The following is a 12,640-nucleotide window of genomic DNA, read 5'->3' as shown; positions in this document are numbered from 1 at the left end:
TAGGGAGGGACTAAAGTGGCTGACCATAAGATCTCGCGCCGCACGCTGTTGACGGGCACCGCTGCAGCCGGCGCGCTCAGCCTGACCGGGCTTCCGGCGCGCGCCGAGGTAAATTGGAAGAAATACGCAGGCACCAAGCTGGAGGTGATCCTCGCCAAAGGCCCACGCGGCGACAATTTGCAAAAATACGTCAAGGAATTCACCGAGCTCACCGGCATCCAGGTCGAATCAGAGCAGATTCCCGAGCAGCAGCAGCGCCAGAAATGCGTCATCGAGCTCACCTCGGGACGGCCGAGCTTCGACGTGGTCCATATCAGCTATCACGTGCAGAAGCGGCAGTTCGAGAAAGCCGGTTGGCTCGCCGACATGACGCCCTTCATGAAGGATCCGACGCTGACCGCGCCCGACCTCGTCGAGAGCGATTTCTCGGCCGCCGGCCTGCAATACGCCAAGAACGACAAGGGTCAGATGCTGTCGCTGCCCTGGTCGGTCGACTATTTCATCCTCTACTACAACAAGGAGCTGTTCCAGAAGAAGGGCGTCGCGGTCCCCAAGACCCTCGATGAGATGGTTGCGGCCGCGGAGAAGCTCACCGATCCTAAGGAAGGCACCTTCGGCTTCGTCGGCCGCGGCTTGCGCAACGCCAACATGACGTTGTGGACCAACTTCTTCCTCAACTACGGCGGCGAATTCCTCGATGCCAAGGGCAACATCCTGACGGACGGTCCTGAAGCCATCGAGGCGACAAAACTCTATCAGACGCTGCTGACGAAAGTCGCCCCTCCCGGCGTCGCCGGCTTCAACTGGATGGAGTCGATGGCATCGTTCACGCAAGGAAGGTCTGCGATGTGGATCGACGGCGTCGGCTGGGCGCCGCCGCTGGAAGATCCGGCCGCCTCGCGCGTGGTCGGCAAAGTCGGCTACACCGTGGTCCCGGCCGGACCGAAGGGACAGTATTCAGCCACCTATGGCGACGGCATCGGTATTGCCGCGGCAAGCAAGAACAAGGAGGCGGCCTATCTGCTCTGCCAGTGGATTGTCTCGAAGCAGCAGGGTGCCCGGCTGTTGCAGGCCGGCGGTGGTGTGCCGTTCCGCAACTCAATCCTGAACGACGCAGAGGTCCAGAAGGGCGTGAAGATGCCCAAGGAATGGCTGCAATCGGTGATCGATTCCGGCAAGATCAGCAAGCTTGGATTGCCAGTGGTGATCCCGGTCGCCGAATTCCGCGACATCGTCGGTGCGGCGCTCACCGCGACCTTGTCCGGCGCCGATCCCGCAACTGAGCTGAAGAAGGCCAACGACCAGTACCGGCCGATCCTGGAGCGTAGCGAGAAGGCGTGAGTGCATTGATACAATCGACTCCGGCCGCGGCACGGTCTGATGCCGCGCCGGAGAAGGAATTGCGGCCGCCGTCCTACTGGCCGTTCGTGGTGCCGGCGCTGGTCGTCGTGCTCGCCATCATCATTTTCCCGTGGGTCTTCACGATCTGGATGAGCCTGAACGAGTGGAAGGTCGGTTCGTCGACCACTTTCGTCGGCTTCTCCAACTATCTGCGGCTGACCAGCGATCCCCGCTTCATCGAGGCGATCGGACATACGCTGGTCTACACCGTGCTGTCCGTGCTGCTGCCGCTCGTGTTCGGCACGTTCGCGGCCGTGGTGTTTCACCAGAAATTCGCCGGCCGCGGCTTCCTGCGTGGCATCTTCATCATGCCCATGATGGCAACGCCGGTAGCGATCGCGCTGGTCTGGACCATGATGTTCCACCCGCAGCTCGGCGTGCTCAACTACCTGCTGTCGCTGGTCGGGATCCCCGCACAGCTCTGGGTGTTTCATCCCGCAACGGTCATTCCCTCGCTGGTGCTGGTCGAGACCTGGCAATGGACGCCGCTGGTGATGCTGATCGTGCTCGGCGGCCTTGCTGCGATCCCGACCGAACCTTACGAGAGCGCGCAGATCGACGGCGCCAGCCTGTGGCAGGTGTTCCGCTTCATCACCCTGCCACTGATCATGCCATTTCTGTTCATCGCCGGCATGATCCGCATGATCGACGCGGTGAAGAGTTTTGACATCATCTTCGCGATCACGCAGGGGGGACCAGGCTCGGCGTCGGAGACGATCAACCTCTATCTCTACAGCGTCGCGTTCATCTATTATGACCTGGGCTACGGCTCAGCGATCGCGGTCGTGTTCTTCCTGCTGATTGTCCTGCTTGCGGCGGTGATGCTCTACGCCCGCCAGCGCATGCTGTGGACCGAGATCGCGAGCGACGCATGAGCCCGAAGCAGATCATCGGCAGGATCGGCCTGTGGTTCGCGGTGCTCGTCATCGTGTCACCGGCGATCCTCTTCTTCCTCTGGATGCTGTCGCTCTCGCTCAAATTCGAGATCGATAATGCCTCTTACCCGCCGGTCTTCATCCCCGAGCATTTCGCATGGAAGAACTATGCCGACGTGCTCGCCTCCAACCGCTTCGTGACCTATTTCTTCAACAGCCTGATCGTAACCGGCAGCGCGACCGTGCTCGCGCTCGTCATCGGCGTCCCCGCCGGCTACGGCATCGCGCGCATGGCCGCGCATAAATCCGCGATCGTCATTTTGATCGCCCGCATCACGCCCGGCCTGTCCTACCTGATCCCGCTGTTCCTGCTGTTCCAGTGGCTCGGCCTGCTCGGCACGCTGGTGCCGCAGATCATCATTCATCTCGTGGTGACGGTGCCGATCGTGATCTGGATCATGATCGGCTATTTCGAGACGACCCCGATGGAGCTGGAGGAAGCCGCACTGATCGACGGCGCCACACGCTGGCAGGTGTTCCGCCACGTCGCGCTGCCGATTGCAAAGCCCGGCATCGCGGTTGCCTTCATCCTCGCGGTGATCTTCTCCTGGAACAATTTTGTGTTCGGCATCGTGTTGGCCGGACGCGAGACCCGCACCCTGCCCGTCGCCGTCTACAACATGATCTCGTTCGACCAGCTGAGCTGGGGCCCGCTTGCCGCCGCCGCGCTGATCGTCACCCTCCCGGTGCTGCTGCTGACGGTGTTCGCCCAGCGGCAGATCGTTGCCGGGCTCACGGCAGGAGCCGTGAAGGGCGGGTAGCTAATGAAGACACAGCTAGGCGTCAGGTTGGCTGCGGCGCTCGATATTCGGCGGCGATGGTTTCGTCGACATGGCCTCTGCCCACAAGGTCGAACAGCGGCGTGAGGACGACTGTCAAAACGAGATTGATGACGACGGCATACAACGCGGCGTAGCCGGGAAAAGTGAAGCTGCCCACCGCAAGAGTGTAGGTCGGGGTGAGGTTCGCGGCGACGAACATTGCGGTCCCGGCAGTGATTCCCGCGGCCCAGCCGATGAGCAGCGCCCAATCGTTGAACCAGCGGGTATAGACGCCCAGCATGACCGAAGGCAGCGTCTGAATGATCCAGATGCCCCCGAGAAGCTGCAGGTAGATTGCATATTTCGAGGGGATGAAGACGATGAAGGCCAAAGCGCCGAACTTGACGATCAGGGACACCCATTTTGCCATTTGCGATTCCTGCTTGTCGGTCGGCTCGCTGTTGATGAACTCGCGGTGGATGTTGCGAGTATAGAGGTTGGCCGCGGCGATCGACATGATCGCGGCGGGGACGAGCGCGCCGATCCCAATGGCGGCAAAGGCGATCCCGACGAACCATGACGGGAAGCTATGAAGGAACAGCGCCGGCACCGCGAAATTGTTGCCAAATTGCTTGAAGCCTTCGGCATATTCAGGACTCTCGCTGACGCCCGCAGCGATGGCGAAGAAACCGATGAGGGCCAGCAGACCGAGCATGAACGAATAGCCCGGCAACAGTGCCGCGTTGCGACGAATAGCGTGTCCACTATTGGCGGCCAGGATTCCGGTGATGGAATGCGGGTAAAGGAAGAGCGCAAGCGCCGATCCCAGCGCCAGCGTCGCATAGGCCCCGTATGCGCCGGTCGTGTTGTCGCCGGGGACGGCCAGCAGCAATTGCGAGGCGGGTACGGCGGCGAAGATCTTTTCAAACCCGCCGAGCTGTATGGGAACAACGATAATGGCGGCGAATGCCGTCAGGTAGATGAGGATGTCCTTGACGATCGCGATCGAGGCCGGGGCCCGCAGCCCACTCGAATAAGTGAAGGCAGCGAGAATGATGAACGCGATGACGAGCGGCAGGTCGCCGGCATAGCCCTCACCCGAAATGCCCAGACCTCCGATCACGACCTGCAGCCCGACGAGTTGCAGCGCAATATACGGCAACGTCGCAATGATGCCCGTGATCGCCACTGCCAGCGCAAGCCAGCGGTTGCCGAAGCGCCCTCGGACGAAGTCGGCAGCAGTGATGTAATTGTGCTTGTGGCAAACGTACCAAAGCCGCGGAAAGGCCAAGAAAAGAATGGGATAGACGACAATCGTGTAGGGGACCGCGAAGAATGCAACAGCGCCGGCCCCGAAAGCCAGCGCCGGAACGGCGATGAACGTGTAGGCCGTATAGAGGTCGCCCCCGATCAGGAACCAGGTGACGACGGTGCCGAAGCGACGTCCACCGAGCCCCCATTCGTGCAACAGGTCGAGGTCGCCCCTGCGCCAGCGCGCAGCCGCAAAGCCCAGCCACGTTATGAAGGCAAACAGCGCCAGGAAAATGATGAAGGCAGTCCAATCGACGTTCTGCACGACGCTTCTCCCGAGCAGCCCTCCCTGTCATCTCCTCTTGCGTGGTCCCCGCAGCTCCTAGTCGTCGGTTGCAAAGTAGACAATTGCCGTCAGGATGGCCCCCAGGATGACCCAGAGAAGCTGGTACCAATAGAAAAAGGGCATGCCGATCCAGGACGGTTCAGCTCTGTTGAAGAACGGCGGCCAGAGAACGGCGACATACTGGACCAGAAAGAGCAGGTACCACCAGCTCCACCCTGCGCGTGTGCGGTCTTGCGGGTTCATGTGCTCACCCAACAAGGTTGCCTGTTGCCAGCTTCCGCAAGCCTGCGGAAGATCGATCCCCGCCCCTGAAGCTGATCGCTCGTTAGAGCCGACGGAGACGTTCTCTCGGGGCGTACTCGCCGTCGCGAGATGATGGACTCTCGGTCAACGTCCACGCTCCCAATTCTACTACAACACGCCTCGAACGTACTTGCACTTTAAGTCGTAGAACCTTCCCTTTCGGAACTTGGCCCCTTGGGGCGGCATCGATACTCCGATCGATGTCCGCTTCTGGCCCCATAGCGGATTACCGCAACATCTGCCTTTTCAGGCGCAGCAAATTCAACCGGGGCCGCGTGCTTGGGACGGAAGACAAGCAGCGGCCGGGCGACACGACGCCGCCCGGCCGGATCCATGCTTGCCGAACCTATTCCGCCGGCGCTGCCGACATCTCCGGATGCGAGGCGTAGTGCTCGGTGGTGCCGAGCCTGCTGGCCGCGAACAGCCCGGCTGCCATCACGGCATAAGCAAAGGCCACCGCAGGCGTCACGCCGATGCCGACGGCCTCGCCATGCATGAAGCCGAAAAAGGTCAGCACTGCCCCGACGAGAGCGAAGGCCGCCGCCTTTTCGAAGTCACGTTCGATGATGAAGACGCCGATCGCACCCAGGATGAGGCCGCCGAGGATGGAGCCGCCGCCAATGACTTCGAGTCCGTGATAGAACACACCCTGCTGTGGCAGTGCTGCGATCGCGGCAGCCTTGACAGCGTCGGCCTTGTCGGCGGCCATGCCGCCGACCGTCGCCGCCGCATTCATGGTCGAACCCAGCATCGTGTCGATCTGAAGCTTGGCCCAGGCGGCGAGATGAGGCGTGAAGGCCAGAGCCACGGCGGGCGCGTGCTTCGACGGCGTGGTCTGGAAGGCCTGTGCGGTCATCAGCATGCCGATATAGAGCAGGATCGGCGAGATCGCGACGACAGGCACCAGCGCCAGCAGCACCGAAATGACGCCGAACCAGGACAGCACTACCACCATGATGCCGGTCGCAGCCGAATAGCCGATGCGGCCGCCCATCGCCTTCCAGCCGGGATGGCCGATATAGACCGCGTTGATGAAGGGATTGCCCATCAGGCAGCCAATCAGGCTGACGACGCCGTCGGCGGTCAGCACCCGCGTGGTCGGATATTCGTCGCCGGCGGCTTCCGCGCTCTCGACATTGTCCATGGCCTCGACGAGGTCATAGATGCCGAACGGAATGGCGGTGACCAGGATGACGCCGAGATATTCGAAGCCGGAGAAGACGTAGCCCACCGCCGGGATCGGAACCGAGAAGCCGAAATTGGCGAAGGCATCACCGACGCCCTTGAGGCTCAATCCGCCCAGGCTAAGACCGAACAGGTTCGAGCCCCAGGCGATGATCATGCCAACCACGATCGCGACGAGACCGGCCGGAATTCCCTTCGGATATTTGACGCCACCGAACCAGCTCACGAGAATGACAGCGAAGCAGACCAGACCGATCTGCGGCGTCATGTACATCTCGAGCGCCGGGCGCATCGCGATGAAGGTCAACGAGACGCCGGCAAGCGTGCCGAGCAGCGCGGCGCGCGGCGTGATCTTGCGGATGAACGGCGCGATGAAGCCGCCGATCATCAGGATAAAGCTCTGGAAGAACACCCAGACCAGACCCGCGGACCAGCCTTTCAAGGGATCACCGGTCTTGAGCGTCACCGGCAGCATGATCACGAAGGTCACGATGAACATGTGCGGCACGCTGACGCCCGAGGGCAGCGCGCAAACGTCGCTACGGCCGGTCTTCTGCGCAAGGCGATAAGCGAGGAACGCATAGTAGAAGGTGGAAAGGCACATCATCAGCCCCAGCGCGGGCAGGATGCGGCCGAACACGAGACTGTCCGGCATCTTCAGCACGAAGCGCAACAGGCCCGTGAGCACCAGCATGTTGACGAGGATGTTGGTGCCGAAGCCGAAAAATGCGTTCCAGTCGCCCGGTGTCCATAGTGCCGGCTGAAAAGCGGACTTGTTCAGATCAGACCTGCCGGCCGTTCCCGTCGATGTGCTCATGATGCTACCCCTATGTGGTCGAAACCTTCATCGCCTCCAGTACTGCGGCAGAGTCCGCGACCCAGCCGAAGATGCCGCCCTGGGCCTTGATCATCTTCAGGCCCATCTCGTGAAACTCGGGGAAGTAGGATGCGCAGCCATCCGAGATGACGACGCAGCGATAGCCGCGGTCGTTGGCCTCGCGCACGGTGGTGTTGACGCACACCTCTGTCGTGACGCCGCACACCAGAAGGTTCTCGATGCCGTATTTCTCCAGCACGTCGGTGAGCTCGGTGGCGTAGAACGCGCCCTTGCCGGGCTTGTCGATGACGACCTCGCTGTCGAGCGGATAAAGTTCGGGGATGATGTCGTGGCCGGCTTCACCGCGAATGAGAATGCGGCCCATCGGGCCGGGATCGCCGATGCGCAAGGACGGCGCGCCGCGCTCGACTTTCGCCGGCGGCGCATCGGAGAGATCGGGCAGATGGCCCTCGCGGGTGTGGACCACGAGCATGCCGGTGTCGCGCGCCGCCTTGAGCAGCGCGCCGATCGGCTTCACCGCACGCGCGAGCTGGCTGACGTCATTGCCGAGCGTTTCACCGAAGCCGCCGGGCTCCATGAAATCGCGCTGCATGTCGATGATCACGAGCGCGGTGCTCGCCCAGTCGAGCTTGATCGGCTCGGGCTCGGCGCTGATGACGCCCAGTGTCGGCTTGGTTGAGTTCAACATGACGCAGGCCCCGCGAGAACTCTCTTTGCCAGGAGTTCTGCAAGCGCCGTGCCATTGTGTACAATAGCGATTGGACCGACAGCGCGGGGAAATCTGCTGCGCTGTCAGAACGTTATCGGAAGAGATCGCGTCTGCTTATTCGCTGTGCGACGGCTTTGCGACGTGCATTTGCTCAAAGGATGAGCGGCAGCGAAGCTCGCTTTTTTAGCGGGCAGTATCTCCATACAGCCGCCGATGCTCCTCCTCATAGTGTGCGTAAGAGTCCTTCAGCGTCGCCATGTTGAGCAGCATGGTGGCGACCATCGCGCCCGCCGTGTCGAACACGCGCGTCTTGATCCAGGCACTTTCGGTGCGGCGGCTGCCGGAGAGCGCGACGACCTCGCGCTCGACTTCATAGTCTTCGTCGACGAAGAGCGGCCCCTTCACCAGCCGGATCTCCTGGTCGGCGAACAGGCCGACGGCCGGCCCCTTCGCCGGCAGCGGATCGTCCTTGGAACGGTACTGGAACAGCACGCTCAGCATCTCCATCGGGATGATGGCTTTGCCCCAAGGGTTGTCGGCGCTCGCATAATACGGGGAGCTCTCGGTGATGACGGCGAGCTTCTGCTTGAGCGAGAACGGATAGAGGTCGCCCATGTTCTGGTCGAACGCCATCCGCACCGTCTGCCGTTTGCTCGTTTGCGCCACGTTCACGTCGCGCAGGATCACGGGATCGGCAAGCGGCTTGAGCTCGGTCAGGCGCGTCTCCAGCGCAGTCGCTATCTGCGCATCGCCGACCGAGGCTGTACCGCGCAGCACTTCGGTGCCGTCGCGCTTGACCATCTGGATCTGGCACTGGGTCGTGCCCGGCAGCGGCTTCGACAGGATCGCCTGCACCTCCTCGCCCTCGAAGCAGGCGTTGCGGTAATGCGCGGAGAGACAGCCGCTCTCGAACCACGCCTGTCCCCACAACCGCGCGCCGAGCGGCGCGAACTGGCTGAAATGCGTGGGACCCTCGATGGTGCCGCCCTTGAAGCCGAGCTTCTGCGCGGTGGCGTCGTCATGGATCGAGGCATGCGCGTCGTAAGTTTGCGCGTGGAGCATCTGCCGCGGCTGACGCCACGGCCCGATCAGCGCCTCGGCAGTCTCTGTGATCTCGGTGTCGAACGCGTTTGCAGCCATGATGTCCTCCGGTCGAAGCCATGACTAGCAGGAGCGCCACGGATGCGGCTAGCCGTATTGACTTCGCTGGCCCATGCTTTTGACTGCCTGTTCCCGCTTCGCAAGCCGCAGCTCATTCCGCGGCGCAAAATCCCCGCCCGACCAAGAAAAGCAAGGACTTCTGAAATGACGCTGATGCAGGTCGAGCTGGACGACAAATACCGGCTCGAATCGAAGCGTATCTTCCTGTCCGGCACGCAGGCCCTGGTTCGATTGCCTATGTTGCAGCGCGAACGCGACCGGCTCCAGGGGCTCAACACCGGCGGCTTCATCTCCGGCTATCGCGGTTCCCCGCTCGGCATGTACGATCACGCGCTGTGGCGCGCGAAGTCGCACCTTCAGCAGCACGATATCGCCTTCGTGCCCGGCCTGAACGAGGACTTAGCTGCGACCGCGGTCTGGGGCAGCCAGCAGGTCGGCCTGTTTCCTGGCGCCAAGGTCGATGGCGTGTTCGGCATCTGGTACGGCAAGGGCCCCGGCGTCGACCGCTCGGTTGATGCGCTCAAGCATGCCAATGCGGCCGGCACGTCGCTCAATGGCGGCGTGCTCGCGCTCGCCGGCGACGACCACGGCTGCCAATCCTCGACGCTGGCGCATCAGAGCGAGCAGGTCTTCGCGGCCGCGCTGATCCCCGTGATCAATCCGGCAACGCTGCAGGATTATCTCGATCTCGGCCTCTATGGTTTTGCGTTGTCGCGCTTCTCCGGCTGCTGGGTCGGCTTCAAGGCGATCAGCGAGACCGTGGAGAGCTCAGCATCGATCTACAGCGACCCTGAACGCATCAAGATCGTAATCCCAGACGATTTCGAGATGCCACCGGGCGGCCTCAATATCCGCTGGCCCGATCCGCCGCTGGAGGCCGAGCGACGGCTGTTCGGCCCGAAGATGGCCGCGGTGCACGCCTTTGCCCGCGCCAACCAGCTTGACCGCATCGTGCTCGATTCAAAGCCCGCGCGGCTCGGCATTGTCGCGACCGGCAAGGCCTATCTCGATCTGCGCCAGGCGCTCGCCGACCTGGGGATCACCGACAAGGACGCGCAGGATCTCGGCCTTCGCATCTACAAGGTCGCACTGACCTGGCCGCTGGAGGAAAGCGGCGCCAGGCGTTTTGCCGAAGGCCTTCAGGACGTGCTGGTGGTTGAGGAAAAGCGCGGCTTCATCGAAGACCAGCTGATGCGCATCCTCTACAACATCGATGCGTCCCGGCGTCCGACCGTCACGGGAAAACGCGACGAGAGCGGTGCGCCGCTGCTGCCGAGCGAGGGCGAGCTGACCCCGACCATCGTTGCGGGCGCGCTGGTGGCGCGCTTGCGCAAGCTCGGGCATCACAGCCCGCTGCTGGAGCAGCGCCTCGCCCGGCTCGAGGCCTTCGACAATCCCGTCACGTCAAGCACGCAGATCAAGCTCGCGCGCACGCCGTTCTTCTGCTCGGGCTGCCCACATAATTCCTCGACGAAGGTGCCCGAGGGCAGCCGCGCCATGGCCGGCATCGGCTGCCACGGCATGGCCTTGAGCATGCCGACCCGCCGCACCGACCTGATCTCGCATATGGGCGCCGAGGGCGTGAACTGGATCGGCCAGTCGCCCTTCACGAGCGAGAAGCACATCTTTCAGAATCTCGGCGACGGCACCTATACGCATTCCGGGCTCCTCGCCCTTCGCGCGGCATCGGCCGCCGGCATCAACATCACCTACAAGATCCTCTACAACGACGCCGTCGCGATGACCGGCGGCCAGCCGGCCGAGGGCGCCTTCAACGTCGCACAGATCGCACACCAGGTCTGGGCCGAGGGCGTCAAGCGCCTTGCGATCGTCTCGGACGATCCGACCAAATACCCTGACGGCAACTACTTCCCGCAGGGCGCGACGATCCATCACCGCCGCGAGCTCGATGCCGTGCAGCGCGAGCTGCGCGACATCCAGGGCCTCACGGTGGTCATCTACGACCAGACCTGCGCCGCGGAAAAACGCCGCCGCCGCAAGCGTGGGCTCTATCCCGATCCCGCCAAGCGCGCTTTCATCAACGAGCTCGTCTGCGAAGGCTGCGGCGATTGCTCGCAGGCCTCCAACTGCGTCTCGGTGCAGCCGCTGGAAACCGAGTTCGGCCGCAAGCGCCAGATCGACCAGTCGAACTGCAACAAGGACTTTTCCTGCGTCGAGGGCTTTTGCCCGAGTTTTGTGACCGTCCATGGCGGTTCATTAAAGCGCATGAAGACATCGGCAGTGGACTCAGGCCAGCTCTTCGCCGATTTGCCGCTGCCGCCCGCGCGTGAGCTCGAAGGCCCCTACAACATCCTCGTCACCGGCATCGGCGGCACCGGCGTCATCACCATCGGTGCCCTGCTCGGCATGGCCGCCCATGTCGACGGCCGCGGCTGCTCGGCGCTGGACTTCACCGGCCTGTCGCAGAAAAACGGCGCCGTGATGAGCCATGTCCGTATCGCGCCGAAGCCGGAGGATATTTCGGCGGTCCGCATCACCACCGGCGGTGCCGATGTCATCCTCGGCTGCGACATGATCGTCTCGGCCGGCCCCGCCGCACTCAGCCGCGCCGAGCGCGGGGTGACCAAGGCCTATATCAACGCCGATTTGCAGCCGACCGCCAGCTTCGTGCAAAACCCCGATATCGATTTCGAGATGGGCACGATGCAGACCGTGCTGCGCGACGCCGTCGGCGACAAGAGCCTCGATATCATCGACGCGACGGGCATCGCCGCGGCGCTGATGGGCGATTCTATCGCGACCAATCCCTTCATGCTCGGCTTCGCCTTCCAGAAGGGCGCGATCCCGCTGTCGCTGGAGGCGCTGCTGCGTGCCATCGAGATTAACGGCGCCGCGATCGAGATGAACAAGCTCGCCTTCACCTGGGGACGTCTGGCGGCCCACGACATGTCGCGGGTGCGCAGCGTGCTTCAGTTCAAGAGCCGGGCGTCTGCTCCGACGAAATCGCTCGACGACGTCATCGCAACCCGCGCCGAATTCCTGACCGGGTATCAGGACAAAGCGTATGCCGACCGCTATCTCGCCGCCGTCGCCAAGGTGCGCAAGGCGGAAACGGCCGCCTCGCCCGCGTCGACGGAGCTGACCGAGGCGGTCGCGAAAAACCTGTTCAAGCTGATGTCCTACAAGGACGAGTACGAGGTTGCGCGGCTCTACACTGACGGCAGCTTTGCCAAGAAGGTGTCGGAGAAGTTCGACGGCGAATTCACGCTGAAATATTACCTCGCCCCGCCGATCTTCGCGCAGCGTGACAAGACGACCGGGCATCTCCAGAAGAAGGAGTTCGGCGGCTGGATGCTTCACGCGTTCCGCGTTCTTGCGAAGCTGAAGTTCCTGCGCGGCGGCGCGCTCGACCCGTTCGGCCGCACCGAGGAGCGCCGGACCGAGCGGAAGCTGGTTGCTGATTATCTGGCGATGATCGATCAGCGGACAGCCGGGCTGAAGGCGGAGCAAATTCCGCTGCTGGCAAGGCTCGCGCGCGTGCCGGAAAAGATCCGCGGCTTCGGCCACGTCAAGGAAGCGAACGTCAAGCTGGCGGCGGTCGAGAAGGCGCGGCTGGAAGCGGAGCTCGAGAACAGCCGCTTTGCGGTGGCGGCGGAGTAGCCGTTAGAGCCTAAACTCTCTCCGTCCGTCATTGCGAGGAGCCCTTGCGACGAAGCAATCCAGAGTCCTTCCGCGGAGGCAGCCTGGATTGCTTCGCTGCGCTCGCAATGACGGAGATTGCGGACGCGG

Annotated in this window: 9 protein-coding genes; 4 read left to right on the top strand and 5 right to left on the bottom strand. The window is 62.9% G+C overall.

Annotation, left to right across the window (positions count from 1 at the left end; translation table 11 throughout):
* The first annotated feature begins 15 nt into the window (after positions 1-15).
* Genes ACLFLU_RS13100 through ACLFLU_RS13090 form a run of 3 tightly spaced genes read left to right on the top strand, consistent with a single transcriptional unit; the run spans position 16 to position 3,097 of the window.
* A complete protein-coding gene (locus tag ACLFLU_RS13100) occupies positions 16-1,341 on the top strand; it encodes an ABC transporter substrate-binding protein (RefSeq protein ID WP_426412596.1) in 1,326 nt (441 codons plus the stop codon).
* On the top strand, positions 1,338-2,276 hold the full coding sequence (locus tag ACLFLU_RS13095) for a carbohydrate ABC transporter permease (RefSeq protein ID WP_426412595.1): 939 nt from the start codon (positions 1,338-1,340) through the stop codon (positions 2,274-2,276). Before ACLFLU_RS13100 ends, ACLFLU_RS13095 begins: the two co-directional genes overlap by 4 nt.
* Positions 2,273-3,097, top strand: coding sequence for a carbohydrate ABC transporter permease (locus ACLFLU_RS13090; RefSeq protein WP_426412594.1), 825 nt, complete (start codon positions 2,273-2,275; stop codon positions 3,095-3,097). Before ACLFLU_RS13095 ends, ACLFLU_RS13090 begins: the two co-directional genes overlap by 4 nt.
* 22 nt (positions 3,098-3,119) lie before the next feature.
* Here the strand turns inward: ACLFLU_RS13090 and mctP are convergent, their stop codons facing one another.
* The 5 genes from mctP to ACLFLU_RS13065 all read right to left on the bottom strand — a co-directional run bounded on the left by mctP (position 3,120) and on the right by ACLFLU_RS13065 (position 8,869).
* Positions 3,120-4,673: a monocarboxylate uptake permease MctP gene (mctP, locus tag ACLFLU_RS13085; protein WP_426412593.1), complete on the bottom strand. Its 1,554-nt coding sequence runs from the start codon at positions 4,671-4,673 to the stop codon at positions 3,120-3,122.
* Positions 4,674-4,730: 57 nt separating this feature from the next.
* The gene (locus ACLFLU_RS13080) at positions 4,731-4,937 is read right to left on the bottom strand and encodes a DUF3311 domain-containing protein (protein WP_426412592.1); all 207 of its coding nucleotides are present in this window, start codon (positions 4,935-4,937) and stop codon (positions 4,731-4,733) included.
* A gap of 406 nt (positions 4,938-5,343) precedes the next feature.
* Positions 5,344-6,999 carry a regulator gene (locus ACLFLU_RS13075; RefSeq protein WP_426412591.1) on the bottom strand — a complete coding sequence of 552 codons (1,656 nt, stop codon included), beginning with the start codon at positions 6,997-6,999 and terminating at the stop codon, positions 5,344-5,346.
* Positions 7,000-7,009: 10 nt separating this feature from the next.
* Positions 7,010-7,708: a cysteine hydrolase family protein gene (locus ACLFLU_RS13070; protein ID WP_426412590.1), complete on the bottom strand. Its 699-nt coding sequence runs from the start codon at positions 7,706-7,708 to the stop codon at positions 7,010-7,012.
* 204 nt (positions 7,709-7,912) lie between these two features.
* Positions 7,913-8,869 (bottom strand): hypothetical protein, encoded by a 957-nt coding sequence (locus tag ACLFLU_RS13065; protein WP_426412589.1) that lies wholly within the window; start codon positions 8,867-8,869, stop codon positions 7,913-7,915.
* A 165-nt stretch (positions 8,870-9,034) separates the two neighbouring features.
* Between ACLFLU_RS13065 and ACLFLU_RS13060 the strand changes: the two genes are divergently transcribed.
* On the top strand, positions 9,035-12,511 hold the full coding sequence (locus tag ACLFLU_RS13060; RefSeq protein WP_426412588.1) for an indolepyruvate ferredoxin oxidoreductase family protein: 3,477 nt from the start codon (positions 9,035-9,037) through the stop codon (positions 12,509-12,511).
* Positions 12,512-12,640: the final 129 nt, after the last annotated feature.

The sequence above is a fragment of the Bradyrhizobium ganzhouense genome, from assembly GCF_049949285.1.
In the GTDB taxonomy this organism is placed as follows: Bacteria; Pseudomonadota; Alphaproteobacteria; order Rhizobiales; family Xanthobacteraceae; genus Bradyrhizobium; species Bradyrhizobium ganzhouense.
Note: the sequence above shows the minus strand (reverse complement) of the source record. Positions and strands in the feature narration are given on the sequence as shown.